Here is a 25,214-nt window from a genome sequence, read left to right on the forward strand (position 1 = left end):
CAGAAGGGAACCGCCATGCCGGGCAGCCCCCGCACGTCGGTGTCGGTCGAGCACTTCGACAAGGTCTACCGGTCCAAGCCCGACCCGTGGGGCACCCTCCACAAGCCGTACGAACAGGAGAAGTTCGCCGACACCGCGTCCCTGCTGCCCGCCGGCCGCTTCCGCTCCGCCCTGGAGATCGGCTGCGGCGTCGGCGCCCTCACCCGCCTGCTGGCACCGCACTGCGACCATCTGCTGGCCACGGACTGCTCCGCCGCCGCGGTCGGACAGGCCCGGGAGAACTGCGCCGACCTCCCCCACCTCACCTTCGAAACGCTCCGCGTCCCCAGCGAACTGGACGCCAAAACCCTCCCCACCCACCTCCCAAGCCCCATCGACCTCATAGTGATGTCCGAAGTCGGCTACTACCTCTCAACCCCCGACCTACTCCTCACCACCGCCCGCATCACCGCCCTGCTCCGCCCCGGAGGGCATGTGTTGCTGGCGCACTGGGTGCATGACGGACCCGACGCCGCACCGACCACAAGCGCCGTACAGGCAACGCACGCCACATCGTCCACGACCGCCACACCGGACATCGTGACCGGCCACGGCGTCCACCAGGTCTTCCGCGACCGCGCCGACCTCCAGCCGATCGACGGCCGGACCGTCCACCGCCACGGGAACTCGTACCGCTTGGACCTGCTGCAACGGGTGGCGTGAGGGGACGGGCACGCGCGGGGCGGAGCCCACGTACCGCCTGGGTGCCGCTCGCACCCGCTCGCGCACCGCCCCCGCACCTTGCACGTGCACCGTCCCGTACCTGCCCGCGCTGTGTGCCCCCGCCCCGATCACCGAGGGGGCAACCACCGCGCGAAAAACGCCCGCACACTTCGACGTACGGCCGGCACCGACACCTCCGGCCCCACCGCACCCACCAGCCTCCTCCGTGCCTCGGCCGTCATCAACCCAGCGGCCTGCAACTGCGGCACCATCGCGGCGTAGTCCGTGAACACCCAGTGCGCGGCGTGCCGGATCCGCCGCTGCCGGGTACGCCCTCCCGGGTGAGCGAGCATCGCCGACCAGGACCGCGCCATCTCCTCCCGCTTCGGAAACCCGTCCGTACCCACCAGGAGCAGCGGCCGGTCCACCCCGTACCGGGCCACCGGCAAGAGCTCCCCGGCCTGCCCGGAAGCAGCTGGTGCCTGATCGAGGAAGCCCTCCCAGTTGACGGCGGCCCCGATACGGCGATCCTCGTACATCACCTGTGCTGCGGTGGTCCCACCGGCCGAGTGCCCGTACACCCCGACCCGCCCCAGATCCAGCGCCCGCCCGAGCCCTTTCGGCACCGTCCGCCCCGCCGCGTCCGCCCCCCGCCCGGCCGCGAACTCCTCCAACTCCCGCAAGACGAACCGCACATCTTCCACCCTGGCCCCGACCATCGTCCGGAACACCGCCGCATCCGCCCTTGGATCCCCCCGGAAGGCGGTCGTCCGCACCAGCTCCCGCCCGGCCCTCCCCACCGGAAACTCCACCGCCACCGCATCCCCGGGGTGATCGACACACACCACCACCCACCCCCGGCTCGCCGTCTCCTCGGCGACGCACGTCCCCAAGCCGCGCGGGTCCCCACCGCCCGGGCTGTACAGCAACACCGGCCACCGACCATCCAGCACCGGCGCACCGGCATACGCATGCGTAGCGGTACCTGCCCAGTCCACCCCTGACTTCGGCAACCCCGGCCGCACCACCGGCATCACCTGCCCGAACAGCTTCGCGGCCCCGCCCGGCAACTGCCGCCCCACCACACACCCCCGTACAGCACCCGCCGGATAGAACACCGAAACAACCACCTCCCGCACCGCGATTTCACCCCACGGATCCCGCCGCCCACGATCCACCAAATACAGCTCCACAACCCCCACCGGATACGGCCCGGTCGGATTCGGCAGCCGTACGGCGATGTCGCCACCGTGCCGCCCACGCCCCGTCAGCGCCGAGGAACCGTCGGCGCCCCGTACCGACTCCACAGCCCGCGCCTGCCCGCTGCCTCCATAGCCGGCAAACAGGCCCCCCAGCCCCAAACCCACCGCCGCCCTGGCAACAACCCGCCGCCCCGGGCCCCTCACCTCTCCACCCACCATGTCCGCCGCCCTTCTCGTCACCTGTCCTGCGTCCTGTGCCTCGGCCCGTGCCGACGCACGGCCCGGCCACACCGGGACAATGACGCCCGAAGGAAGACACCGACGACCCTTTAGGCCCAGCCCGAAACCATGGCGCGACACCACCAGGGGGAGTAGTGCTCCGCATCCACTTCACGGCCGCGGACCTCGCACGGGTCCGCTTCGCACCCCGCCCGGCACCCCTGATCGAACTCAACACCGCCTTCATGAAGGCGGCCGGCAGCGACGACCCCCTCCTCTTCGGCCGCTGGCGACAACGCCTCTTCCGCTCCCTGCCCCCAGCCGTCCGGCCCCTACGCGACCTGGCCCCCGCAGGCCGGGCCCCCGCCTTCCTCGACGCCTACGACGACTCGCTCCCCGAGGCCCTGGAAGCCATTGAGGCGTCACACCCCACCCACATCCGAGCCGAACTACAACGCGTCTACGCCGCGACCCCGCACCCGCCACCATCCTGGATACGCGCCCTGCACCAAGGCGACACCGACGCCTGGCACCTCTTCCGCCGGGCCCAGCACACCGCCTTCGAAACCGTCCTACGCCCCGTGTGGAACCTGATCCAGGACCTCCACCGAGCCGAATTCACCCGGTACGCCCTGACCACCGCCGAACACGGCACCGCCCACGCCCTCACCCACCTCATCCCCGGCACTCACTTCCACACCAACACCTGGGTGTTCCCCGCCCACCCCACCCCCCAAGAAATCCACCTGACCGGCCAGGGCCTGACCCTCCACCCCACCTTCCACTGGACCACCCACCCCCTCATCGGCAACCTCCCACCCACCCCCTCACCCCCCACCCACCCCAACCTCCCAGCCAACCCCTCACTCCCCACCCACCCCTTGGCCCTCACCTATCCAGCAGGCCCCGGCCTCCCTCTCACACCCCCCGACGCAACCGCCCCTAACGACCCCTTGACCGCGGTCCTCGGCCACACCCGCGCCGCAATCCTCCGCCACCTCGCCACCCCACAAACCACCACAGCCCTGGCCCGCCACCTGAACCTCAGCACCCCCACCATCTCCACCCAAACCACAGCCCTACGCACCGCCGGCCTCCTCACCACAACCCGCACAGGCCGCTCAGTAACCCACAAGCAAACCCCCTTAGGAGCCCTCCTAACCCACCACACAAACCCCCTGTGACACACAACACCCCCACCCCCGCCCCGTCACCCACCCACAACGAAGCGAGGCCCCCTGGGAACATTCCCAGAGGGCCTCGCCTTGCTACTTCTCAGTCGGGGTGGCGGGATTTGAACCCACGACCTCTTCGTCCCGAACGAAGCGCGCTGCCAAGCTGCGCCACACCCCGAAGCAACGAGCTCTACTTTAGCGGACCGATCCCCATAGGTGAAATCCGGTTCTCGGGGCGGCGGGGATGCGGCCTGACCTGGTCGAGTCCGACGAGGACGAGGGCCAGGGCGTAGAAGGCGGAGCCGAAGACGAGGGTGTTGAGGGCGATGCCGGCGTAGCCGTGGAGATCTACGTCGAGGAAGGGGTACGGGTAGCGGCCCTCGGTGCCGGGGTCGAGGAGGGCGCCGCGGATGAGGGCGAAGGGGAGGTAGAGGAAGGGGTAGGCCAGCCACTGGGCGGCGTAGCGCCAGCGGAAGGCGCGGGGGGCGGTGAGCAGGAGCCAGTCCAGTGCGGCGCCGATGGGGGTGGCGGTGTGCAGGAGGTGGGTGGAGACGGTGCGGATGCCGTCGTGCTCAGGGGTTCCGGTCATCGAGAAGCCGCTGGAGTCGTTGCTGAGGACGAAGTGGAAGACGAGACCGGTGATGGCTATGTAGAGGAGGACCGCGCCGGTGATCCGTGGGGAGATCGGGGGGCGGGCGGTCCAGGCGCGGTGCGCGGACCAGGCGAAGCAGACGGCCACGGCGATGTTCGACTGGATCGTGAAGTAGCTGAAGAGGCGTCCCAGGTCCGGAGTGATCGCGATGTCCAGGACGATGCCGGCCAGCGCGGCCAGGGCGATCAGCAGGCGGAAGGCGGCGGCCAGCGGGCGGCGGACCGGGGGTACGACCGCGGAGGCCGGGGTATGGGCGGAGGCGAACGCCGCTCCCCGGGCGTAGCGGGAGGAGGCGTGCGAGGTGGCCTGCGGCGGACGGGAACGGGGGACGCGGGCGCTGGTGGGGTCGATCATCCCCCCACGCTAGACCGGAGCCGGGCGGGATGGGGAAGGTGTGTACGAATCGGCTGGGAGGGGCCTGTGGGGTGAGGAGGCCGAAGCCGGGCGGCCCGGCCCCCGTATCCGTGCGGCCCCGTCCCGGTAGCCGTACCCCACAGCCCCGCCCCGGTACCCGTACCCCGGCGGCCCACCCGCCGTATCCGTACCCGAGCGGCCCGGTCCGGGAGGGACGGTCCCGCGAGGCCCGGTCCCAGGGCCGGGCCTCCCTGTGAGATGTGTCGCGTGCCCGGCGGTCAGTCGCGTGCCGTCAGGGTCAGCAAGGTCGCCTCGGGGGGGCAGGCGAAGCGGACGGGGGTGTAGCGGTTGGTGCCGCAGCCTGCGGAGACGTGCAGGTAGGAGGTGTGGTCGCCCGCGGTGTGGGTGGACAGGCCCTTGACCCGTTCCGTGTCGATGTCGCAGTTGGTGACCAGGGCCCCGTAGAAGGGGATGCAGAGCTGGCCGCCGTGGGTGTGGCCGGCCAGGATCAGCGGGTAGCCGTCGGCGGTGAAGGCGTCGAGGGTACGCAGGTACGGGGCGTGGACGACGGCCAGCGAGAGGTCCGCGTCGGGCTCCGGTCCGCCGGCGACCTTGGCGTAGCGGTCGCGCTTGATGTGCGGGTCGTCCAGGCCGGTCAGCGCGATCTCGAAGCCGCCGGCCGAGCCGTCGAGCTTGAGACGGCCGCGGGTGTTGGAGAGGTTGAGCCAGCCGGCCGTGTCGAAGGCGTCGCGCAGGTCTTCCCACGGGTTGTGGACGACGCCGACGGCGGGCGGATTGCCGTTCAGCCCGTGACGCTTCTGGACCTTTTCGATCAGGTAGCGGGCCGGGTTGCGCAGCTTCGGTCCGTAGTAGTCGTTGGAGCCGAAGACGTACGCACCGGGGAACTCCATGAGCGGGCCGAGCGCGTCCAGGGTCTCCGGAACCCCCTCGGGGTCGGAGAGGTTGTCACCCGTGTTGATCACGAAGTCGGGACGCAGCCCGGCCAGCGACTGGAGCCAGCGCTGCTTCTTGCGCTGTCCGCTGACCATGTGGATGTCGGAGACCTGGAGCACGCGCAACGGCCGCATGCCGGGAGGCAGTACGGGCACGGTGACCCGGCGCAGTCTGAAGGAGCGGACTTCGAATCCGGCCGCGTAGGTCAGGCCCGCCGCTCCGACCGCGGCGATGGACAGGGGGACTCCGTAACGAGCGCGCATGTTCCCCATCGTTGCAGAGGGAGTGGGGGTGGCGCCCATCGGCGGGGGCCAGGGCAGCGCGCCCGCCTGCGCTCATCGATGCGGCCTCCCGCCTGCGCCCGATGGCGCAGCGTCCCGCCGGCGCTTAATGGTGACGCGTTCGGCACCGCGTACGGGCATACTCGACGTCATGACCACGCTCAAGTCGAAGCTGCAGGACGACCTCACCACGGCCATCAAGGCCCGTGACGAGCTGCGCTCTTCCACCCTCCGTCTCACTCTGACCGCCGTCCAGAAGGAGGAGGTCGCGGGTACCGAGGCGCGCGAGCTCTCGGACGCCGAGGTCGAGAAGATCGTCGCGCGGGAGGCGAAGAAGCGTCGGGAGGCCGCCGAGGCTTTCGACAAGGGCGGTCGCGCCGAGCAGGCGGAGCGGGAGCGTGCGGAGGGCGAGGTGCTCGCCGAGTACCTGCCCAAGCCGCTCACCGACGACGAGCTGGAGGGCCTGGTCGCCGAGGCCGTGGCGGAGGCGAAGGCGGGCGGTGCCGAGGGCCCGAAGGCGATGGGCGCCGTCATGAAGATCGTGAACCCGAAGATCGCGGGCCGGGCCGAGGGCGGCCGGGTGGCCGCGGTGGTCAAGAAGCTGCTCGCGGGCTGAGAGAGGGGAGGCGGGGCCGGCCCGCGGCGAGCCTGACTCGTCGCGGACACCGCGGCGAGGCCGGACAGGGTGAGGCCAGACCGAGGCCAGACCGAGGCCAGACCACGGCGAGGTCATACCGCGGCGGGCACCGCCGCGAGGCCGGACCACGGCGGGCACCGTCGCGAGGCCCGACCCCACAACGGCCACCCACGACAGCCCAGCCCCCGCGGCCCTCCGCCCCCACGCCACGCGGACACGCCTCCCCCAGTACGAACAGGGGCGCTCCCACCATCCGGTGGAAGCGCCCCTCATCGCGTTCAGGCCGGGCCCGGCCTCAGCCGCCCGTGCCTCCGAACAGCCCCGGGAAGCCGGGGATGTCCCAGCCGCCGCCCGGCTTGTTGTCGTGGCCGCCGCCGTTGCCGCCGGGCCGGTGGGGCGGGCGGGCGTGCCGGCCGCCGTTCTTCCCGTTGTCGCCGTTCTTGCCGGAGTCGCCGATCGGGACGGTGGGCAGGGACGGGGCGGGCCGGCCGGACAGCGCCCCCGACATCGCCTGGTTCCAGATCGGGCCGGGGGTGTCCGCGCCGTACACCTTGTCGTGGAAGGTGCCGCCGATGGTGATGTCGAACATCCTGCGCTTGTGGGCGGGGTCACCGACCCAGACCGCGCCGGACATGTTCGGGGTGTAGCCGGTGAACCAGGCGGCGTACCGGTCGTCGGTGGTGCCGGTCTTGCCTGCGCTGTCCCGGCCCTGGAGGCCGGCCTGCCTGCCCGTGCCGTCCTCGACCACACCCTTGAGCAGGGTGTTGATGGTCTTGGCGGTCTGTTCGGACATCGCGCGCCGGCAGCTGGTCTTCGGTACGGTCAGCGCCTTGCCGTTCGCGTCGGTGATCGACTCGATGGCGACCGGGGAGCACTGGATGCCTCCGTTGGCGAAGGTCGCGTACGCGTTGGCCATGGTCAGCGGGGACACCTCGGGGGAGCCCAGCGCGATGGCGGGCTTCTGCTCCACCGGGTTGCCGTTGGCCCGCCGGATGCCCATCTTCTCGGCCATCTTGACCACCGGGCAGATGCCGATGTCGCTGATCATCTGCACGAAGTAGGTGTTGACCGACTTCGCGGTCGCCTCCTTCATGCCGTACGGGCCGACTTCGGAGGTGTTCTCGTTCTGGACTGTGTCCCGGCCCGTCCACTGGCCCGTACAGGTGGCGACCGGGCTCGGGTACTGCATCTTGTACGGCGACGAGTACGTCTGCTCCGGGCTCTTGCCCGCCTCCAGGGCCGCTGCCGCGATCACCGGCTTGAACGTCGAGCCGGGCTGGTAGCCCGCGCCGCCGCCCATCTTCTGGTCGACGGACAGGTTCATCTGCGTCTGGTTCTGACCGAAGCCGTACGGGCGGGACTGGCCCATGCCCAGGATCTTTCCGGTGCCGGGCTGGACGATGGTCGCCGCGGCGGCGACCGGGTCGTTGTCGTAGACCCGTCCGGTGACGGCCGACTGGATCGCCTTCTGGGTCTGCGGGTCGAGCGTCGTACGGATCGTCAGGCCGCCCTGGTTCCAGCGCTTGCCGCGTTCCTTGCGGGTCTTGCCGAACGCGGGGTCGTTCAGCAGCACCTCGCGTACGTAGTCACAGAAGAAGCCGGCGCCCGAACCTGCCGTGATGCAGCCGTTCTTGGGCCGGCTGACGTCGAGTTTGATCGGCTTCTTGGCCGCGGCGTCGGCCTGGGCCTGGGTGATGGCCTTGGTGTCGGCCATCCGTTGCAGCACGGTGTTGCGGCGGCGCTGGGCTTCCTTGGGGTCGTTGACCGGGTCGTAGCGGCTCGGCGACTGCACGATGCCCGCCAGCAGGGCGGACTCGTCCAGGGTCAGGTCCTTGGCGTGCTTGCTGAAGTAGCGCTGGGAGGCCGCCTCGACGCCGTACGCCTGCTGCCCGAAGAAGGTGATGTTCAGGTAGTTCTGGAGGATCTTGCGCTTGCCCAGCTCCTCCTCGACCTGGATCGCGTACTTCAGCTCCTTGACCTTGCGGCCGATGGTCTGCTGGGTGGCCTGGGCGACCTTGTCCGGGTCGTCACCGGCCTCCTCGATGAAGACGTTCTTCACGTACTGCTGCGTCAGCGTCGAGGCACCCTCGGAGACCCCGCCGGACTGCGCGTTCTTGTTCAGCGCGCGCAGGATGCCCTTCAGGTCGATCGCGCCGTGCTGATAGAAGCGCGCGTCCTCGATGGCGACGATCGCCTTCTGGATGTACGGCGACATGTCCTTGAGGTCGACCACGGTGCGGTCGCGCGAGTAGACCTTGGCGATCTCGCCGCCCTTCGCGTCCAGGATGGTGGTCCGCTGGCTCAGCGGCGGCGTCTTCAGATTGGCCGGGATCTCGTCGAAGCCCTCGACGGACCCCTTGGCCGCGAGGCCCAGCGCGCCGGCGGCGGGAAGGGCCAGGCCCGCCAGCACCGCTCCGGCCAGCACGCTGACACCCAGGAATTTAGCGGCCTGCTGGGTCCTGGTCAGACCCCCGCCGTCGCGCTTCTTACCCATGAGGGCACCCTAAGCCTCGTGTGCGAGGTCCGGCGGGAGCGGGGCTCGGTTCGGGACGTTCGTACGGCCCGGGAGCCGGCCGGACGTCCGGCCGGATGACCGGGTGGGCGTCCGGCCGGGCCGACTTCGCCAAGTGGCTACGTTCTCAATCGCCGGACAGGGGCGCATCTGTTCGTTTAACCTGATCCCGTCCGGCGCGGCAGACGGATCACACCGATGCGTCAACCCCGCCTCCGGGCATCGAGCGCGCCCCGTATGTCCCTATCTGTCCTCGGAAACCCGCTGTGGCATGGGCGACGGGCCCACGGTTCCAGGTGGGTGGCCTATGCCTCCGGCTCACTCCGTTGGGTGATCTGCCGCGCACGCATAGTCCGTTCGGGCCATTCAAGATTGGGCCCGAAGGGGGTGTTGCGCCCTGCTCGCCTTCCGTAACGTCCTCAACTGGCAACGGTGAATATGCCGCTTGCCGCCGTGGGGGAGCCTCGATTCGGGAGAGGACGGCGCCAGCATGAGCTGGGTAACCGACTGGAGTACACAGGCAGCCTGCCGCACCACCGATCCGGACGAGCTGTTCGTTCAGGGCGCGGCCCAGAACCGGGCCAAGGCGGTCTGCACCGGATGCCCGGTGCGGACGGAGTGCCTGGCCGACGCCCTGGACAACCGCGTGGAGTTCGGTGTCTGGGGCGGCATGACCGAGCGCGAGCGGAGGGCGTTGCTGCGCCGCCGCCCGACCGTCACCTCGTGGCGCCGGCTGCTGGAGACGGCGCGTACGGAATACGAGCGCAGCACGGGCATCCTGCCCGTGGGCTGCGAAGACGACGAGACGTACGAGACCACCTACGACAACGCGTACGAGAACCGCTATGACGGTACGTACGACAACTACGCCGCGGTGGGCTAGACCCGACGGACGCATGACGTAGGCCGGACGGTCCGGTGGCGTCAGCGGTGTCGGCAGGGTCGGCGGTGTCGGCTGTGTCCGCTTGAAGCGACGCCTTGAAGCGGCGCGGCGGCTTCCCTTGGTGTGCCGTCAGGCGGGCCGGGGCCGGTACTCGTCCGGTGCGCGTATGGGCCATGCCTGTGCGCTGCGCCTCGGCGCGGCCCGGTGTGCGGCCCTTCTGTGCCTCTCCGTGCCTCTCTGTGCCTCCGGCGCCGGGAGGGAGCGGTGGCGGTACGGGCTTGCCGCCGGTGTGCCGGTGCGTCTCAGCGGGCGCACGAGCCCCGCAGCCAGGTGCTGGCAGTGCCACATGCTGGCAGTGCCACATGCAGGCAGCGCCCTATACAGGCAGCGCCACTGGAGTCCGCAGCAGAAGCAGGCCGCGGCGGAGAGCAGCTCCCTGGCTCTGCCCTTCCCGGCTCAGTCCTCCGCGGGCCCCGTCTCTCCTGGCGTCTCCTCCGGCCCGCGGTCCTGCCCACGTACCGGCTCTCGTCCCGGCTCCCGCCCCTGTACGGCCAGGCGGTCGCCGATCGCCCGTAGCCCGGCCAGGTCGTGGACATCGCCGGGCAGTGCGGCGATCTCCGCCACCGGGACCTCGGGGTGCAGCGCGGTGAAACGGTCGCGGGTGCGTCGCTCGCGCGCGAGCACCTGCATGCGCTCGGCGTGCAGCCGGAGCAGGCCGGCGGCGAGCCGCGCCGCCGACGGGGGATCGTCCGTTGTCGAGGGGTCCGCCGCGGCGGGGGAGTGGCCGTCGGCGGTACGAGAATCAGCCTTCCCGTCCGCTAGATCCACAATGCCGTCCCCGCCAAGATTTTCAGACCGGTCACCGGACGGCTCCGGCGTCCCGTCGTCCTCGGCGGCGGCCCGGTCCGTGAGAGCCTCCGCGGCGGCCAGCGCCCGTTCCGCGCTGAGCTGCGCCGCGCCGCTGCCGTGCACCCGGTTCAGCACCAGCCCGGCCAGCGGCATCTGCTCGGCGGCCAGCCGCTCGACGAAGTACGCCGCCTCGCGCAGCGCGTCCCGCTCCGGCGCCGCCACGACGAGGAACGCGGTGCCGGGCGCCTGGAGCAGCCGGTACGTCGCGTCCGCGCGTGTACGGAAGCCGCCGAACATGGTGTCCATGGCGGCGGCGAACGTCTGGACGTCCCGCAGCAGTTGACCGCCCATGACCTTGCTGAGCGTGCCGGTCATCATCGACATACCGACATTGAGGAACTTCATCCCGGCCCGGCCGCCGGCCTTCGCGGGCGCCATCAGTATCCGGATGAACTTGCCGTCCAGGAACGACCCGAGGCGCTTGGGCGCGTCCAGGAAGTCGAGCGCGGAGCGGCTGGGCGGGGTGTCGACGATGATCAGGTCCCACGCGTCGCGGGTGCGCAGCTGGCCCAGCTTCTCCATGGCCATGTACTCCTGCGTGCCCGCGAAACCGGCCGACAGGGACTGGTAGAAGGGGTTCTCCAGGATCGCGCGGGCCCGTTCGGCGTCCGCGTGCGCCTCGACGATCTCGTCGAACGTGCGCTTCATGTCCAGCATCATGGCGTGCAGCTCGCCGCCGGCCGACTCGTCGACGCCCTTGACCCGGCGGGGCACGTTGTCCAGCTCCGAGATGCCCATCGACTGGGCCAGCCGGCGGGCCGGGTCGATGGTCAGCACGACGGCCTTGCGGCCGCGCTCGGCGGCGCGTACGCCGAGGGCCGCGGCGGTCGTGGTCTTGCCGACGCCGCCGGAGCCGCAGCACACGACGATGCGGGTGCGCGGGTCGTCCAGCAGCGGATCGACCTCCAGGGGGGCGGCGGGGGAGTCCAGCGCGCCGGGCCCGGAGGCGGGCTGTGCGGTGCGCCGGGACGGTGCGGTGCCGTCGTCCTGGGTGGGTGCGTCCGCGGTCATATGGGCCCCTGTTTCCGCAGGTCTCTCGCCAGCCGGTACAGCCCGGCGAGGTCCACTCCCTCCGGGAGCAGCTCCAACTCGTAGGTGGGCAGGCCGAGCCCGGCCAGCTCGGCGTGTTCGGCGCGCTCCAGGTCGACGCGCTGCGCGTGCTCGCGGGCCTCTTCGAGGAGCGGGTCGATGAGCCGGTCGGCCCACGCCACACCGGCCGCGCCGCGGCGGCCCCCGCTCAGCCCGGCGGTGGCCAGCGCCTCGGCGATGCCCGTACGGGCCCCGTTGGCGGCGATGTCCACCTCGCCGGTGTCCAACACCTCGGGGCGGGTCATGTTGATCACCACGCCGCCCACCGGCAGGCCCGCCGCGCGCAGCTCCGCGATGCCGTCCACGGTCTCCTGGACGGGCATCTCCTCCAGCAGCGTGACCAGGTGGACCGCCGTCTCGGGGGATTTCAGGACCCGCATCACGGCCTGTGCCTGGTTGTGGATCGGGCCGATCTTCGCCAGCCCGGCCACCTCGTCGTTCACGTTCAGGAAGCGGGTGATGCGGCCGGTGGGCGGGGCGTCCATCACGACGGCGTCGTAGACGTACCGCCCGCGTTTGTCCTTGCGGCGCACGGCCTCGCACGCCTTGCCGGTCAGCAGGACGTCCCGCAGGCCTGGGGCGATGGTGGTGGCGAAGTCGATCGCGCCGAGCTTCTTCAGGGCGCGGCCTGCGCCGCCGAGCTTGTAGAACATCTGGAGGTAGTCCAGCAGCGCGCGCTCGGCGTCGATGGCCAGCGCGTAGACGTCGCCGCCCGCCCGCCGCCCGCCACCGCCTCCGGCGGAATCGCCGCGCGACGCCCCTGCCGGTTCCGGGCCGGGGGCCACCGCGATCTTGCGCTCCTCGTACGGGAGCGCCTCGGTCTCGAACACCTGGGCAATGCCCTGCCGGCCCTCGACCTCGACCAGGAGGGTACGGCGCCCCTCGGTGGCCAGGGCGAGGGCGAGGGCAGCGGCGACCGTGGTCTTGCCGGTACCGCCCTTGCCGCTGACGACATGGAGCCTGCTCACGCCAAGGAGCCTAACCAGTCCGGGTACGGGCTACGCACGGGACCGCCGACGGGTTGTGCGCCGGGGGGCGGATGGAGTGCGCCGCGCGCGGGGCGGGCCGCCCGGTGCCCGCGCCCGCCCGCCGCTGCCGCGGGCCGCCCGTACAGGCATTACGCTCGGCCCCATGACCAAGTGGGAATACGTGACCGTGCCGCTGCTGGTGCACGCGACCAAGCAGATTCTGGACACCTGGGGCGAGGACGGCTGGGAGCTGGTCCAGGTCGTGCCGGGGCCGAACAACCCCGAGCAGCTGGTGGCCTACCTGAAGCGGGAGAAGCAGGCATGAGCGCGGTGGAGGACAAGCTCGCCGAGCTGGGCCTGAAGCTGCCCCAGGTGGTGCCGCCGCTGGCCGCCTACCAGCCCGCGGTGCGCTCGGGCGCGTACGTCCACACCTCCGGCCAGCTGCCGATGGTGGACGGCGCGCTGCCGGCCGCCGGCAAGGTGGGCGCCGAGGTGAGCCCGGAGCAGGCCAAGGAGCTGGCCGCGACCTGCGCGCTGAACGCGCTGGCCGCGGTGAAGTCCGTGATCGGCGACCTCGACAAGATCGTGCGGGTCGTCAAGGTCGTCGGCTTCGTCGCCTCGGCCCCCGGCTTCACCGGTCAGCCCGGCGTCATCAACGGCGCCAGCGAGCTGCTGGGCGAGGTGCTGGGCGACAAGGGCGTGCACGCCCGCTCCGCGGTGGGCGTGGCCGTGCTGCCGATCGACGCGCCGGTCGAGGTCGAGATGCAGGTCGAGGTCGCGGACTGAGGGCGGGCGGGCGTTCCGTCCGTATCGCGGCACAGCCCGGACGCCCGTGTGCGTCCGACGCCGTGGGGACTTCGAGGGCCGGGCGGGCCGGGGAACCGGGCCGCCCGGCCCTCGCCGTGTCCCGGGCCCCCTCGAACATCCACGCGCGAGCGCATAGCATCCGGCCATGTCGTCGACCCCCAATGGCCAGTGGTATCCGCCGGAATGGCCGGACCGCATCCGGGCCCTCGCGCAGGGCGAGCTGACCCCGGCGGTACCTCGCCGGGCCGCGACCGTCCTGCTGCTGCGGGACACCGACACCGGCGGCCCCGCCGTCCACATGCTGCGCAGACGTACCTCCATGGCCTTCGCGGGCGGCGCGTACGCCTACCCCGGCGGGTCCGTGGACGCGCGGGACGAGCGGCCGGTGGCCTGGGCCGGGCCCTCGCGCGCCGAGTGGGCCGCCCGCCTCGGCTTCGGGGCCGGGGAGGAGGCCGCGGCACAGGCCGTGGTCTGTGCGGCCGTCCGGGAGACGTTCGAGGAGGCGGGCGTCCTGCTCGCCGGTTCCTCGGCGGAGACCGTGGTCGCGGACACCACCGGTGCCGACTGGGAGGCGGACCGCGCGGCGCTGGTCGCCCACGAGCTGTCCTTCGCCGACTTCCTGGAGCGCCGCGGTCTCGTCCTGCGCAGCGACCTCCTGGGAGCGTGGGCGCGCTGGATCACCCCGGAGTTCGAACCGCGCCGCTACGACACCTGGTTCTTCGTGGCGGCCCTGCCCGCCGGCCAGCGCACCCTCCCGCAGGGGCCGCCGACCGGTTCCAGCGCTGGGGGAGCCCCGGACACCTCTTCGGAGGCGGACCTCGCGGTGTGGATCCGTCCCGCCGACGCCGCCGCCGGCTACGACCGCGGGGAGCTGCTGATGATGCCTCCGACCATCTCGACGCTGCGCGGCCTGGAGACGTACGGGAGCGCCGCCGAGGCCCTTGCCGCGGCCGATGGCCGGGACCTGACGCCCGTTCTCGCGCGGGCGGAGGTCAAGGACGGCGAGATCGTGCTGAGCTGGCCGGGGCACGACGAGTTCACCAAGCGCATCGACCCTGCGGGCGGCCCGGCCGCCCCGCCCGCGCACACCCCGGCGAGCGCGCCCGCGCGCACGCCCGCGAACGCCCCCATGGACACCCCCGAGAACCCGCCCACGACCACGGGAGAGCCCACCGTATGACGTACGCAGCCGCCCTCCCCGGCCGGCCCCGCGGCGGGGCCATCGCCGGGCCCGCCACCGACCGCGCCCGGTGCGTGCTCGCCCCGAACCCGTCCCCGATGACCCTGGACGGCACCAACACCTGGATCGTCGCCGAGCCGGACGCCGACCTGGCGGTCGTCATCGACCCAGGACCGCTGGACGAGGCCCACCTCAAGGCGGTCGTGGACGCCGCCGGGCAGGCCGGGAAGCGGATCGGCCTGACGCTGCTGACGCACGGTCACCCGGACCACGCCGAGGGCGCCGCGCGCTTCGCCGAGCTGACCGGATCGGCCGTACGGGCCCTGGACCCGGCGCTGCGCCTCGGTGACGAGGGCCTGGCGGCCGGCGACGTGATCACCACCGGCGGCCTGGAGCTGCGTGTCGTACCGACCCCCGGCCACACCGCCGACTCGCTCTCGTTCCACCTCCCGGCCGACGCCGCCGTGCTGACCGGCGACACGATCCTGGGCCGCGGGACCACCGTAGTCGCCCACCCGGACGGCCGGCTGGGCGACTACCTCGACTCGCTGCGGCGGCTGCGCTCCCTGACCGTCGACGACGGCGTCACGACCGTCCTCCCCGGCCACGGGCCCGTACTGAACGACGCGCAGGGCGCGGTCGAGTTCTACCTCGCGCACCGCGCCAACCGGCTGGCCCAGGTGGAGACGGCGGTCGAGGCGGGGCACCGGACGCCGTCGGAGGTCGTGGCGAGCGTGTACGCGGACGTGGACCGCACCCTGTGGCCCGCCGCCGAACTGTCCGTACGGGCGCAGCTGGACTATCTGGGGGAGCACGGGCTGATCTGACGGGAGGCGTTGGCGGGGCGGGGCGGGCCGTCAGACGCTCGCCCGCTCCTCCGCGCCCGTGCCCGCGTCCGCCGGCCCCAGCTCCCGTTCGATACCGCCCCGTAGCAGCTCGCGGGCCCGCTCCAGGGGCACGGAGCCGGTCAGCCAGCGGGTGCTGAGCCCTTCCACGAGCGCGGTGAGCCGCTCGGCCACGTCGGCCACCGGGGCGTCGCGGTCGGCCGTGCCGGCGGCCTGTGCCTCCCGTACGAGGTCGGCCACGTCGTCCGTCCACTGCCGGGTCGCCTCGCGCAGCTGCTCCCGCAGCCCGTCGTCGAAAACGGCGCTGGACTGGAACTCTCCCCAGGCGGTGCTGTTCTCCACCATCTCGGGGGTGTCCTGGAGCTCGCGCAGCAGCATCTCCTCCAGCTGGGCGCGCGGACCCGCCGTACGCACGGTCTCCGGGTCCGGCGCCGTGCAGCGCTCGGCGCGTTCGCCGATGAAGTCGAGGGTGCGCCGCAGCAGTTCGGCCCGGCCGCCGAAGTGGTAGTAGATCAGCCCGGTCGACACCCCGGCCGCGGCCGCGATCTCCTCGACCCGCAGGCCGCGTACGCCGCTCCGCGCGATGGTGCGGGTCGCGGCTTCCAGGATCTGCAGTCGGCGCTCGGACACAGTCGACCACCGTACTCCGTGGGCGGGACCCGGCGGCCGGTGGCCGGTAAGCGGTCGCCGGGCGCCCGTCCCGGTGCTACGTTCGACCCACGCCCTGACTGAAAATTCAGTCAGTGAACGGGTGGCCCGTACCCGACGGCCGACCCGGGAAGGAGAACAGCCGGTCATGAACCGACCACGACGTCTTCTGACGCGACGGCGGGCGCTCGGACTCGGCGGTCTGGGAGCCCTGGCGGGTGCGGGCTTCGCGTACGCCACATGGGCGCCCGGGCCCTCCGGGAGCGCCGCACCGGCCGCCGCCCCCGTCCCGGTCCGGATGCCCGCCGAGTGGCGGCCGCACGCCGCGACGTACCTCGCCTGGCCGCCGTCCGACTCGCTCTGGGGCGACCAGGCTCCCGCCGTCCAGCGCGACATCGCGCGGCTGGCGCGCACCGTCGCCGAGTACGAACCGGTCGTGCTGCTGGCCGGCCCGGCGGAGCAGGCGCGGGCGCGCCGCGCGTGCGGCGGGTCGGTGGAGATCCTGCCGGTCCCGGTCGACGACCTGTGGGTACGGGACACCGGACCGGTCTTCGTCACGCGCGCCGGCGCGCCGGCCGGCGCCGCCCGCGCCGGCGTCGACTTCCACTTCAACGGCTGGGGTGGCAAGCAACGCCACCCGAATGATGCCGAGGTGGCCCGGAAGGTGCTGGACCACGAGGGCATCTCCCGTATCGATGCCGGCATCACGGCCGAGGGCGGCTCCTTCGAGGTCGACGGCGAGGGCACGCTGCTCGCCGCCGAGAGCTCGCTGGTCAACCCCAACCGCAACCCCGGCAGGCGGCGGGCGGAGATCGAGCGGGAGCTGAAGCGCGTCCTGGGGGTGACGCAGGTGATCTGGGTCGAGGGCGTCCGGGGCGCGGACATCACCGATTGCCACGTCGACACGGTCGCGCGCTTCGTGGAGCCGGGCGTCGTCGCCCTGAACCGCCCCTGGCAGGGGGACGGCCCGGACGTCTGGACGCGGGTGTACGAGCAGGTCCGCGGTGTCCTCGCGCAGGCCCGCGACGCCCGGGGCAGGCGGCTGGAGACCGTCGAGGTCCCGGAGCCCGACCCGTACGCGATCGGCGAGCGGGGGCCGGAGTTCCTCGCCTCGTACCTCAACTACTACGTCGCGAACGGTGTGGTCGTCCTGCCCCGCTTCGGCGACCGCCGGGCCGACGACCGGGCCGCCGGAATCCTGCGCGAGCTCCATCCGGGGCGGGACGTACGGCAGCTGACGATCGACGCGGTCGGGGAGGGCGGGGGCGGCATCCACTGCGCTACACAGCAGCTGCCGACGGTGGGGTAGGCGGCGGGGCTGCTGGGGCCAGGGGAGCGTTCGGGACTGCTGGGAAGTGGAGCCCGTTCGGCCGGTCGGACTGGGCCGGGTGGGGTCGTTGGGGCGGATGGGGTACGGCCGGGCGGTCGTCGGGGTCCAGGGCCTGTCCGGCCGGTTCACGCGAAAGGGTCCCGCTCCTGGTGGAGCGGGACCCTTTCGGTGCCGGATGCGGTGTACGACGGCAGCCGCCGGGACGCGTCAGCGCGAACGCTTCGCCAGGCGCTCCACGTCCAGGAGGATCACCGCGCGCGCCTCCAGACGCAGCCAGCCGCGGCCCGCGAAGTCCGCGAGGGCCTTGTTGACCGTCTCGCGCGAGGCGCCGACCAGCTGGGCCAGCTCCTCCTGCGTGAGGTCGTGCACGACGTGGATGCCCTCCTCGGACTGCACGCCGAAGCGGCGCGACAGGTCCAGGAGCGCGCGGGCGACGCGGCCCGGCACGTCGGAGAAGACCAGGTCGGACATCTGGTCGTTGGTCTTGCGCAGGCGGCGGGCGACGGCGCGCAGCAGCGCGGTGGCGACCTCCGGGCGGGCGTTCAGCCAGGGCTGGAGGTCGCCGTGGCCCAGGCCCAGCAGCTTGACCTCGGTGAGTGCGGTGGCGGTGGCGGTACGCGGGCCCGGGTCGAAGAGGGAGAGCTCGCCGATCAGCTCACCGGGGCCGAGGACGGCGAGCATGTTCTCCCGCCCGTCGGGGGAGGTGCGGTGCAGCTTCACCTTGCCCTCGGTGACCACGTACAGGCGGTCGCCCGGGTCCCCTTCGTGGAACAGGGCGTCGCCGCGGGCGAGCGTGACCTCTCCCATCGAGGCGCGCAGCTCGGCCGCCTGCTCGTCATCGAGCGCCGCGAAGAGCGGTGCGCGCCGCAGAACGTCGTCCACGAGATCTCTCCTTGTCGACATGCTCAAAGGGACCTTGGTCCCCATCATGCCGGAATGCAAAACAGTGCGATCAATCACAAGGATGCCGGACCCGTGGCGCAAGCCATACGGCAGGGGGCCGATTGGACCCTTGGGTCAGGAAGATCGGACCGGATGTCAGTGGGTGGCCTTACTCTGGCCGAGTGTCCAATACGCCGGTGAGAGCACAGGACAAGGGGGCTGAGCGAGTGAGCGCGGGCCGTGATTCCGCTGTGGGCGAACAGGCGTCCGCCGAGGCCGCGAAGGCGGTGAAATCCGAAGAAACGGTACGGAAGGCGACGAAGCGGAAGAAAGCCGCGGAAACGCCCGCGACCGGGACCGGCGCCGCGAAGCGGGCCACGGCGAAGAAGACGACCGCGAAGAAGACGACCGCGAAGAAGACGACCGCGAAGCCGGCCGTGAAGAAGGCGGCCGCCGAGACGACCGCGAAGAAGAGCGCCGCCAAGAAGAGCGCCGCCAAGACGACCGCGAAGAAGGCGGCCCCGAAGACGACCGCCGCCAAGAAGACGACGGCCAAAGCGGCGACGGCCACGACGGCCAAGAGGGCCGCGGCCAAGAAGACGGCCGCCGAGCCCCTCGAAACCACCCCCGCCCCCGCCCCCGCCCCGAAGCGTCCCGCCAAGGCCGAGTCGCGCGCCGCCATGGTGCGCCGTGCCCGGCGGATGAACCGCGAGCTGGCCGAGGTGTATCCGTACGCCCACCCCGAGCTGGACTTCCGCAACTCCTTCGAGCTGCTCGTCGCCACGGTCCTGTCCGCGCAGACCACCGACCTGCGGGTCAACCAGACCACCCCGGCCCTGTTCGCCGCCTACCCCACCCCGGAGGACATGGCCGCCGCCGACCCGGAGCGGCTGGAGGAGCTGATCCGGCCGACCGGCTTCTTCCGGGCCAAGGCCAAGTCGCTGCTCGGCCTCTCGACGGCGCTACGGGACCGTTTCGACGGCGAGGTGCCCGGCCGCCTGGAGGACCTGGTGACGCTGCCGGGCGTCGGCCGCAAGACCGCCAATGTCGTCCTGGGGAACGCCTTCGGCGTTCCGGGCATCACCGTGGACACCCACTTCGGCCGGCTGGTCCGGCGCTTCCGCTGGACCGAGCAGCAGGACCCGGAGAAGGTCGAGGCGGAGATCGCCGAGATCTTCCCCAAGAGCGAGTGGACGATGCTCTCGCACCGCGTCGTCTTCCACGGCCGCCGGGTCTGCCACTCCCGCAAGCCCGCCTGCGGCGCCTGCCCCATCGCGCACGACTGCCCGTCGTACGGCGAGGGCGAGCTGGATCCGGAGAAGGCGAAGAAGCTGCTCAAGTACGAGATGGGCGGCCAGCCGGGCCAGCGGCTGCGGCCCCCGGCCGACTACCCGGGGCAGCCCGCACCCCCGCTGGCGGGCCGGTGAACGCCGCCGCGCGCCGCCCCCGCCGCCCCGCCTGGGACCAAACCCTCACACGGGAAGCGGAACCGAACCGGCCGCGAACGGACTCAGCCCGAATAGGACCGGCCACGGCCGCACGACCATCGATCCCACCGATCCAAGGGCCTGAGGGGGCGCGTATGACGAGCGCACGGGAGCAGTACGGGAAGACCGCGGCGTACGAGGCGGCCGTCCGCACCGACGGCCTGCCGCAGTGGCTGGCACCGGTGGCCCGTGCCGCCGCCACGATCGAGCCCCACCAGCTGAGCCGGTTCCTGCCGCCCGAGAGCGGCGGCCGGCAGTCCGCCGTCCTGGTCCTGTTCGGGTACGGCGACCGCGGCCCGGAGCTGCTCCTCATGGAGCGCGCGGGTACTTTGCGCTCGCACGCCGGCCAGCCCTCGTTCCCCGGTGGCGCCCTCGACCCCGAGGACGGCGATCCGGAGGGCGCGGGTCCGGTGCGCGCCGCGCTGCGCGAGGCGTGGGAGGAGACCGGCCTGGACCCGGCCGGTGTCCAGGTCTTCGGTGTGCTGCCGCGGCTGTACATCCCCGTCAGCGGCTTCGTCGTCACGCCCGTACTGGGCTGGTGGCGCGAGCCGAGCCCGGTGGGCGCGGTGGACGAGGCGGAGACCGCCCGGGTCTTCACGGTTCCCGTGGCGGATCTCACGGACCCCGCCCACCGGGTGACCACCCGCCACCCCAGCGGCCACGTGGGCCCCGCCTTCCTCGTCGAGGACGCCCTGGTCTGGGGTTTCACCGCGGGGGTGATCGACCGGATCCTGCACTACGCGGGATGGGAGCTGCCGTGGGACCGTGCCAAGCAGGTCCCGCTCGACCGGCGCGCGTGAGACGGTGGCGGGCGTGAACGTCCTGGACATCGTGCTGCTGGCCGCGGCGGTGTGGTTCGCCGTCGTGGGCTACCGCCAAGGCTTCGTCGTCGGCATCCTCTCCGTGATCGGCTTCCTCGGGGGCGGCCTGGTCGCGGTCTATCTGCTGCCGGTGATCTGGAACGAGATCACCGACGACGCCACACCGGGCACCTTCGCGGCGATCGCGGCGGTCGCCATCGTCATCGTGTGCGCCTCGGTGGGCCAGGCCCTCACCACCCACCTGGGCAACAAACTGCGGCGGTACATCACCTGGTCACCGGCGCGCGCCCTGGACGCCACGGGCGGCGCGCTGGTCAACGTCCTGGCGATGCTGCTGGTCGCCTGGCTGATCGGCTCCGCCCTGGCCGGCACCTCGCTGCCGACGCTGGGCAAGGAGGTCCGCAACTCCAAGGTGCTGCTCGGCGTCTCCCAGGTGATGCCGCAGGAGGCCAGTACCTGGTTCAAGGACTTCTCCTCGGTCCTGGCGCAGAACGGCTTCCCGCAGGTCTTCACGCCGTTCTCGAACGAGCCGATCCACGCGGTGCCGGCCCCCGACCCGAAACTGGCGGGCAGCCCGGTCGCGGCCAGGGCACGCAAGAGCATCGTCAAGGTCGTCGGTACGGCCCCGAGCTGCGGCAAGGTCCTCGAAGGCAGCGGCTTCGTCTTCGCGCCGCACCGGGTCATGACCAACGCCCACGTGGTGGGCGGCGTCAAGGAGCCGACGGTCCAGATAGGCGGCGAGGGCCGCACGTACGACGCGAAGGTCGTCCTGTACGACTGGCAGCGCGACATCGCGGTGCTCGACGTGCCGTCGCTGCCGGCGCCCGCGCTGCGGTTCGCGCAGGACGACGCGGGCACCGGCAAGGGCGCCATCGTCGCCGGCTTCCCGGAGAACGGCGGCTACGACGTCCGCGCGGCCCGTATCCGCAGCCGGATCAAGGCCGACGGGCCGGACATCTACCACCGCGGCACCATCGCCCGCGACGTCTACTCGCTGTACGCCACGGTCCGGCAGGGCAACTCCGGCGGTCCGCTGCTCACGCCGGACGGCGAGGTCTACGGAGTGGTCTTCGCCAAGTCCCTGGACGATGCCAACACCGGCTACGCGCTGACCGCCGACGAGATCCGCGGGGACATCACCCAGGGGCGGACGGCCGAGCGGCCGGTGGACGTCCAGGGGTGTGCGATGTGACGGGACGCGGGGCCCGCCGGGGCGGCGGACGCCTGACGTCCGGGCCCGCGGCTCCGGCGGTCAGGTCCGTGGATGCTTGAGGCGCGCGGTCATCCAGCGCGCCCGGCGGCGCAGGATGCGCGGAATGCCCAGCGGATGGGCGAGGTCGGGGGTCCCACCGGACACAAGGTCCGAGGAACCCCTCTCCTGAGTGCCCGTCGCAGCGGCGCTGCCGCGTCGGTTGCGTGCCACGTCACGGTAGTCGTGCGTCCAGCCCATACCCACGACTCTGCCCGTGCCCCGGGCTCCGTAACCGCCCGGCGGGCCGTCAATTGGCCTATGCGGGCGGCAATTGGCTGTTCGTCATACGTGCGTTCGGATTCGTTCGGCGTGTCGCCCGCCGGGCATCCGCGTCCGTTCGGCGTGTCGTCCCACCGGGCATTCGCGTCCCGCCCCGCCGGTCCGGCCGCACGATTCCGGAATGCCGTCTTCCGGCCTGGACTCGGGGCCCGATCCGGCCCGGCCTGGTCTGACGCGACTGACCCGGGCAATCCGGCCTACCGGTCCGGTTCCGGGTCCTTCAGCCAGTTGATCAGCTCGGTGGAGAACGCCACCGGGTCCTCCTCATGGGGGAAGTGTCCGAGGCCGTCGAAGAGCCGCCAGCGGTACGGGGCCTCCACGTACTCCCCGGAGCCGGCCGCGCTGCGGGTGCGCATCACCGGGTCGAGCGAGCCGTGCAGGTGCAGCGTCGGCACCCGTACGGGCCACTTCATGCGCCGGTTGAACTGGATGCCGTCCGGCCGGGCCATCGAGCGCACCATCCAGCGGTACGGCTCGACCGTGCAGTGCGCGGTCGAGGGGATGGTCATCGCGCGCCGGTAGACCTCGATGTCCGCGTCCTCGGGCAGCTGCGGCCCGGACCAGTCCCGGATCAGGCGCCCCACCAGGGCGGCGTCGTCCGCCACCAGCCGGCGCTCGGGCAGCCAGGGCTGCTGGAACCGCCAGACGTAGGAGCTCTGCCGGCTCTGCTTGAAGTCGGCGATCATGGCCGCGCGCCAGCGCCGCGGGTGCGGCATCGAGGACACCGCCAGGCGCCGTACCAGCTTCGGCCGCATCACCGCCGCCGTCCAGGCCAGGTAGCCGCCGAGGTCGTGGCCGACGAGCGCGGCGTCCGGCTCGCCCAGGGACCGTACGACCCCGGTGATGTCCAGGGCCAGGTTGGCCGGATCGTAACCGCGGGGCGTCCGGTCGCTGCCGCCCACGCCCCGCAGGTCCATCGCCACCGCACGGAACCCCGCCTCGGCGAGCGCCGGGAGCTGGTGGCGCCAGGCCCACCAGAACTGCGGGAAGCCGTGCAGCAACAGCACCAGCGGGCCGTCACCCATCTCGGCGATGTGGAAACGCGCGCCGTTGGCCGCCACGTCCCGGTGGGTCCAGGGCCCGTCGGGACGGACGACCGACTCGGAACTGTCGGGAACCGTCATACGGAGGAGCGTGTCACAGACTCCAGGACCGGGTGGTCCTCGGGAACCGGACGCGGATGCGGCTTGACGTTCTGCAGGACGGCCGCGGTCTCCTTGGCCGAACTGATGGTCTTCTCGGGCTTCTTGATCTTCTTGAGCTTGGCCACCGCCACCAGGACCAGCAGCAGGGCGATGATCAGGAAGGCGCCGCCGACGATCAGGAAGGACCAGGCGAGGCCGAGGCCGAGATTGTGGATGCCGTAGGCGGCCGCGAAGCTCAGCACCGGCAGCGCGAACAGCGCCAGCGCGCCGGCCACCAGGAACGCGGCGCTGCCGATCCCGGCCCGCTTGGCGTCCTGCCGCAGCTCGGCCTTGGCCAGTGCGATTTCGTCGTGCACCAGCGCGGACATCTCGGCGGTGGCCGTGGCCACCAGCTGCCCGAGGCTGCGGTCCGCGCCGTCGTCGGCAGTGCTCATCGACGTCTCCCTCTTGTCTCTCCCGGATGCAAAGCCTCTCAGATCATGCCGGACCATCGTCCCCGGCGTCCGCGCCGGAGGCCACTTCGGCAAGGCGGCGGTGTTCCGCGGCCTTCGCTTCGAAGATCTTCGCCATCCGCAGGTGGTACTCCGGGTTGCCCCGCTCGTACACGTCCGGGACGCCGTCCTGGTCCTCGTCGCGCTCCTCGTCCTCGCAGAGCCTGCGGTACTTGGCGTTCCGTATCTTCAGCAGGATGCCGGAGAACACCGCGGCGATCAGCGAGCCGGTCAGCACGGCCGCCTTGATCTCGTCGGTCAGCAGCGGGTCGTCGGTGAAGGCCAGCTCGCCGATGAGCAGGGAGACCGTGAAGCCGATGCCGGCGAGCGAGGCGACGGCGAACACGTCCGGCCATCTCAGGTCGGGATTGAGCTCCGCCCTGGTGAAGCGCGCCGCGCACCACGTACCGCCGAAGATGCCGATCGTCTTGCCGACGACGAGGCCGAGCACGACGCCCAGCGTCTCCGGCTTGGTGAACACGTCGTGCAGCGCGCTGCCGGACACCGACACGCCTGCCGAGAAGAGGGCGAACAGCGGCACCGCGAGACCGGCCGAGACCGGCCGCACCAGGTGCTCGATGTGCTCGCCGGGCGACTGCTCCTCGCCGTCGCGGCGGTGGCAGCGCAGCATCAGGCCCATGGCGACGCCCGCGATGGTGGCGTGGATGCCGCTGTTGTACATCAGGCCCCAGATGACCAGGGCGAGCGGCATGTAGATGTACCAGCCGCGGACGCCCTTTCGCAGCAGCAGGTAGAAGACGGCGAGGCCGACGACGGCGAAACCGAGCGCGAGGAAGTTGAGCTGCGAGGTGAAGAAGACCGCGATGATCAGGATCGCGAAGAGGTCGTCGACGACGGCGAGGGTGAGCAGGAAGGCGCGGAGCGCGGACGGCAGGGATGTGCCGATGACGGCGAGCACGGCCAGCGCGAAGGCGATGTCGGTGGCGGTCGGCACCGCCCAGCCGGCCGCCGAGCCGCCGCCCGCCGTGCTGACCAGGAAGTACACCAGCGCGGGCATCGCCATGCCGCACAGCGCGGCGACCACCGGGAGCACCGCCTTCTTGGGCTCGCGCAGATCGCCCGCGACCAGTTCGCGCTTGAGCTCGATGCCGGCGACGAAGAAGAAGACGGCGAGCAGGCCGTCGGCGGCCCAGTGCTGGACGGACAGGTCCAGGCCGAGGGAGCCGAAGCCGAGGTGGAAGCCCCGTACCGACTCATAGCTGCCCCCCAGGGTGTTGGCCCAGACGAGCGCCACGACGGCGGCGATGAGCAGCAGGATGCCGCCCACGGTCTCGGCGCGCAGGGCCTCCGCGATGTAGTTCCGCTCGGGCAGGGACATCCGCCCGAGGAATATGGATCGGCGGTTGTGGGGCGCGCTCACGCGAGGACCTCCGGTCTTTCGGCAGCTGAATACGGCTGTTGCAGTTGCCGACCAGACTTCCCGGCGCACCCTCGGTGTGATGTTGTCGCGTTCTTGACGCGAACCACACTCTACCTGGGCCGCACAAGG

Annotated in this window: 24 protein-coding genes and 1 tRNA gene; 12 read left to right on the top strand and 13 right to left on the bottom strand. The window is 71.9% G+C overall.

The features are described from left to right. The first annotated feature begins 15 nt into the window (after positions 1–15). Positions 16–702: a class I SAM-dependent DNA methyltransferase gene (locus tag ACH4FX_RS24125; RefSeq protein WP_398482154.1), complete on the top strand. Its 687-nt coding sequence runs from the start codon at positions 16–18 to the stop codon at positions 700–702. A 128-nt stretch (positions 703–830) separates the two neighbouring features. Here ACH4FX_RS24125 and ACH4FX_RS24130 read toward each other — a convergent pair whose 3' ends face one another. Further along, positions 831–2,009, bottom strand: a complete 1,179-nt coding sequence (locus tag ACH4FX_RS24130; RefSeq protein WP_398482155.1) for an alpha/beta hydrolase — start codon at positions 2,007–2,009, stop codon at positions 831–833. 269 nt (positions 2,010–2,278) lie between these two features. Between ACH4FX_RS24130 and ACH4FX_RS24135 the strand changes: the two genes are divergently transcribed. Next, a complete protein-coding gene (locus ACH4FX_RS24135; protein WP_398482157.1) occupies positions 2,279–3,307 on the top strand; it encodes an ArsR/SmtB family transcription factor in 1,029 nt (342 codons plus the stop codon). Positions 3,308–3,402: 95 nt separating this feature from the next. Here ACH4FX_RS24135 and ACH4FX_RS24140 read toward each other — a convergent pair. The 3 genes from ACH4FX_RS24140 to ACH4FX_RS24150 all read right to left on the bottom strand — a co-directional run bounded on the left by ACH4FX_RS24140 (position 3,403) and on the right by ACH4FX_RS24150 (position 5,521). Next, positions 3,403–3,476: transfer RNA gene (locus tag ACH4FX_RS24140), tRNA-Pro, on the bottom strand. Between the two features lie 12 nt (positions 3,477–3,488). Further along, entirely contained in the window at positions 3,489–4,304 is an 816-nt protein-coding gene (locus ACH4FX_RS24145) for a Pr6Pr family membrane protein (protein ID WP_398482159.1), read from the bottom strand. Between the two features lie 278 nt (positions 4,305–4,582). Further along, positions 4,583–5,521, bottom strand: a complete 939-nt coding sequence (locus ACH4FX_RS24150) for a metallophosphoesterase (RefSeq protein ID WP_398482161.1) — start codon at positions 5,519–5,521, stop codon at positions 4,583–4,585. A gap of 169 nt (positions 5,522–5,690) precedes the next feature. Between ACH4FX_RS24150 and ACH4FX_RS24155 the strand changes: the two genes are divergently transcribed. Beyond that, complete coding sequence (locus ACH4FX_RS24155; protein WP_398482162.1) at positions 5,691–6,155, top strand: GatB/YqeY domain-containing protein; 465 nt, start codon at positions 5,691–5,693, stop codon at positions 6,153–6,155. Between the two features lie 316 nt (positions 6,156–6,471). Here ACH4FX_RS24155 and ACH4FX_RS24160 read toward each other — a convergent pair whose 3' ends face one another. Continuing rightward, positions 6,472–8,670, bottom strand: a complete 2,199-nt coding sequence (locus tag ACH4FX_RS24160; RefSeq protein ID WP_398482164.1) for a transglycosylase domain-containing protein — start codon at positions 8,668–8,670, stop codon at positions 6,472–6,474. Between the two features lie 508 nt (positions 8,671–9,178). Between ACH4FX_RS24160 and ACH4FX_RS24165 the strand changes: the two genes are divergently transcribed. Beyond that, positions 9,179–9,571: a WhiB family transcriptional regulator gene (locus ACH4FX_RS24165; RefSeq protein ID WP_398482166.1), complete on the top strand. Its 393-nt coding sequence runs from the start codon at positions 9,179–9,181 to the stop codon at positions 9,569–9,571. Positions 9,572–10,027: 456 nt separating this feature from the next. Here ACH4FX_RS24165 and ACH4FX_RS24170 read toward each other — a convergent pair whose 3' ends face one another. Together ACH4FX_RS24170 and ACH4FX_RS24175 are read right to left on the bottom strand one after the other, a co-directional pair. After that, positions 10,028–11,491, bottom strand: coding sequence for an ArsA family ATPase (locus ACH4FX_RS24170; protein ID WP_398482168.1), 1,464 nt, complete (start codon positions 11,489–11,491; stop codon positions 10,028–10,030). After that, positions 11,488–12,537 (bottom strand): ArsA-related P-loop ATPase, encoded by a 1,050-nt coding sequence (locus ACH4FX_RS24175; protein ID WP_398482170.1) that lies wholly within the window; start codon positions 12,535–12,537, stop codon positions 11,488–11,490. The genes ACH4FX_RS24170 and ACH4FX_RS24175 overlap by 4 nt, the downstream gene beginning before the upstream one ends. 163 nt (positions 12,538–12,700) lie before the next feature. Between ACH4FX_RS24175 and ACH4FX_RS24180 the strand changes: the two genes are divergently transcribed. The 4 genes from ACH4FX_RS24180 (at position 12,701) to ACH4FX_RS24195 (ending at position 15,351) form a co-directional block, all read left to right on the top strand. Then, positions 12,701–12,862 carry a DUF4177 domain-containing protein gene (locus ACH4FX_RS24180; protein ID WP_003981536.1) on the top strand — a complete coding sequence of 54 codons (162 nt, stop codon included), beginning with the start codon at positions 12,701–12,703 and terminating at the stop codon, positions 12,860–12,862. Further along, positions 12,859–13,323, top strand: coding sequence for a RidA family protein (locus ACH4FX_RS24185; RefSeq protein WP_003981535.1), 465 nt, complete (start codon positions 12,859–12,861; stop codon positions 13,321–13,323). Before ACH4FX_RS24180 ends, ACH4FX_RS24185 begins: the two co-directional genes overlap by 4 nt. A 166-nt stretch (positions 13,324–13,489) precedes the next feature. Further along, positions 13,490–14,524: an NUDIX hydrolase gene (locus ACH4FX_RS24190; RefSeq protein WP_398482172.1), complete on the top strand. Its 1,035-nt coding sequence runs from the start codon at positions 13,490–13,492 to the stop codon at positions 14,522–14,524. Then, on the top strand, positions 14,521–15,351 hold the full coding sequence (locus ACH4FX_RS24195; protein ID WP_398482174.1) for an MBL fold metallo-hydrolase: 831 nt from the start codon (positions 14,521–14,523) through the stop codon (positions 15,349–15,351). The genes ACH4FX_RS24190 and ACH4FX_RS24195 overlap by 4 nt, the downstream gene beginning before the upstream one ends. A 30-nt stretch (positions 15,352–15,381) precedes the next feature. Here ACH4FX_RS24195 and ACH4FX_RS24200 read toward each other — a convergent pair whose 3' ends face one another. Then, positions 15,382–15,999 carry a TetR/AcrR family transcriptional regulator gene (locus ACH4FX_RS24200; RefSeq protein WP_398482176.1) on the bottom strand — a complete coding sequence of 206 codons (618 nt, stop codon included), beginning with the start codon at positions 15,997–15,999 and terminating at the stop codon, positions 15,382–15,384. A 166-nt stretch (positions 16,000–16,165) separates the two neighbouring features. Between ACH4FX_RS24200 and ACH4FX_RS24205 the strand changes: the two genes are divergently transcribed. Then, positions 16,166–17,326: an agmatine deiminase family protein gene (locus tag ACH4FX_RS24205; RefSeq protein ID WP_398482177.1), complete on the top strand. Its 1,161-nt coding sequence runs from the start codon at positions 16,166–16,168 to the stop codon at positions 17,324–17,326. A 228-nt stretch (positions 17,327–17,554) separates the two neighbouring features. Here ACH4FX_RS24205 and ACH4FX_RS24210 read toward each other — a convergent pair whose 3' ends face one another. Continuing rightward, the gene (locus tag ACH4FX_RS24210) at positions 17,555–18,229 is read right to left on the bottom strand and encodes a Crp/Fnr family transcriptional regulator (protein ID WP_003981529.1); all 675 of its coding nucleotides are present in this window, start codon (positions 18,227–18,229) and stop codon (positions 17,555–17,557) included. Between the two features lie 437 nt (positions 18,230–18,666). Here ACH4FX_RS24210 and nth point away from each other — a divergent pair, with 437 nt between their 5' ends. From nth to ACH4FX_RS24225, 3 genes are all read left to right on the top strand, one after another. Continuing rightward, the gene (gene nth / locus ACH4FX_RS24215) at positions 18,667–19,656 is read left to right on the top strand and encodes an endonuclease III (RefSeq protein ID WP_398482455.1); all 990 of its coding nucleotides are present in this window, start codon (positions 18,667–18,669) and stop codon (positions 19,654–19,656) included. Positions 19,657–19,811: 155 nt separating this feature from the next. Continuing rightward, complete coding sequence (locus tag ACH4FX_RS24220; protein ID WP_398482179.1) at positions 19,812–20,516, top strand: NUDIX hydrolase; 705 nt, start codon at positions 19,812–19,814, stop codon at positions 20,514–20,516. A 13-nt stretch (positions 20,517–20,529) separates the two neighbouring features. After that, on the top strand, positions 20,530–21,729 hold the full coding sequence (locus tag ACH4FX_RS24225) for a MarP family serine protease (protein WP_398482457.1): 1,200 nt from the start codon (positions 20,530–20,532) through the stop codon (positions 21,727–21,729). A gap of 60 nt (positions 21,730–21,789) precedes the next feature. On the opposite strand, the gene ACH4FX_RS24230 is transcribed toward ACH4FX_RS24225, so the two are convergent. From ACH4FX_RS24230 to nhaA, 4 genes are all read right to left on the bottom strand, one after another. Continuing rightward, positions 21,790–21,987 (bottom strand): hypothetical protein, encoded by a 198-nt coding sequence (locus ACH4FX_RS24230; RefSeq protein WP_398482181.1) that lies wholly within the window; start codon positions 21,985–21,987, stop codon positions 21,790–21,792. 278 nt (positions 21,988–22,265) lie between these two features. Then, the gene (locus ACH4FX_RS24235) at positions 22,266–23,192 is read right to left on the bottom strand and encodes an alpha/beta fold hydrolase (RefSeq protein WP_398482182.1); all 927 of its coding nucleotides are present in this window, start codon (positions 23,190–23,192) and stop codon (positions 22,266–22,268) included. Then, on the bottom strand, positions 23,189–23,647 hold the full coding sequence (locus ACH4FX_RS24240) for a phage holin family protein (RefSeq protein ID WP_398482184.1): 459 nt from the start codon (positions 23,645–23,647) through the stop codon (positions 23,189–23,191). Before ACH4FX_RS24240 ends, ACH4FX_RS24235 begins: the two co-directional genes overlap by 4 nt. A gap of 43 nt (positions 23,648–23,690) precedes the next feature. Continuing rightward, a complete protein-coding gene (gene nhaA, locus ACH4FX_RS24245) occupies positions 23,691–25,085 on the bottom strand; it encodes a Na+/H+ antiporter NhaA (protein WP_398482186.1) in 1,395 nt (464 codons plus the stop codon). Positions 25,086–25,214: the final 129 nt, after the last annotated feature.

Origin of the sequence: Streptomyces sp. NPDC018019 (assembly GCF_044327805.1) — a bacterium.
GTDB lineage: Bacteria > Actinomycetota > Actinomycetes > Streptomycetales > Streptomycetaceae > Streptomyces.

Excerpts from the sequence above, each read along its gene's own strand:
- ACH4FX_RS24170 (WP_398482168.1), bottom strand. The coding sequence starts at position 11,491 with ATGACCGCGGACGCACCCACCCAGGACGACGGCACCGCACCGTCCCGG.
- ACH4FX_RS24190 (WP_398482172.1), top strand. The coding sequence starts at position 13,490 with ATGTCGTCGACCCCCAATGGCCAGTGGTATCCGCCGGAATGGCCGGAC.
- ACH4FX_RS24160 (WP_398482164.1), bottom strand. The coding sequence starts at position 8,670 with ATGGGTAAGAAGCGCGACGGCGGGGGTCTGACCAGGACCCAGCAGGCC.
- ACH4FX_RS24180 (WP_003981536.1), top strand. The coding sequence starts at position 12,701 with ATGACCAAGTGGGAATACGTGACCGTGCCGCTGCTGGTGCACGCGACC.
- ACH4FX_RS24185 (WP_003981535.1), top strand. The coding sequence starts at position 12,859 with ATGAGCGCGGTGGAGGACAAGCTCGCCGAGCTGGGCCTGAAGCTGCCC.
- ACH4FX_RS24235 (WP_398482182.1), bottom strand. The coding sequence starts at position 23,192 with ATGACGGTTCCCGACAGTTCCGAGTCGGTCGTCCGTCCCGACGGGCCC.
- ACH4FX_RS24230 (WP_398482181.1), bottom strand. The coding sequence starts at position 21,987 with ATGGGCTGGACGCACGACTACCGTGACGTGGCACGCAACCGACGCGGC.
- ACH4FX_RS24145 (WP_398482159.1), bottom strand. The coding sequence starts at position 4,304 with ATGATCGACCCCACCAGCGCCCGCGTCCCCCGTTCCCGTCCGCCGCAG.
- ACH4FX_RS24205 (WP_398482177.1), top strand. The coding sequence starts at position 16,166 with ATGAACCGACCACGACGTCTTCTGACGCGACGGCGGGCGCTCGGACTC.
- ACH4FX_RS24240 (WP_398482184.1), bottom strand. The coding sequence starts at position 23,647 with ATGAGCACTGCCGACGACGGCGCGGACCGCAGCCTCGGGCAGCTGGTG.
- ACH4FX_RS24155 (WP_398482162.1), top strand. The coding sequence starts at position 5,691 with ATGACCACGCTCAAGTCGAAGCTGCAGGACGACCTCACCACGGCCATC.
- ACH4FX_RS24165 (WP_398482166.1), top strand. The coding sequence starts at position 9,179 with ATGAGCTGGGTAACCGACTGGAGTACACAGGCAGCCTGCCGCACCACC.
- ACH4FX_RS24195 (WP_398482174.1), top strand. The coding sequence starts at position 14,521 with ATGACGTACGCAGCCGCCCTCCCCGGCCGGCCCCGCGGCGGGGCCATC.
- ACH4FX_RS24220 (WP_398482179.1), top strand. The coding sequence starts at position 19,812 with ATGACGAGCGCACGGGAGCAGTACGGGAAGACCGCGGCGTACGAGGCG.
- ACH4FX_RS24125 (WP_398482154.1), top strand. The coding sequence starts at position 16 with ATGCCGGGCAGCCCCCGCACGTCGGTGTCGGTCGAGCACTTCGACAAG.
- ACH4FX_RS24150 (WP_398482161.1), bottom strand. The coding sequence starts at position 5,521 with ATGCGCGCTCGTTACGGAGTCCCCCTGTCCATCGCCGCGGTCGGAGCG.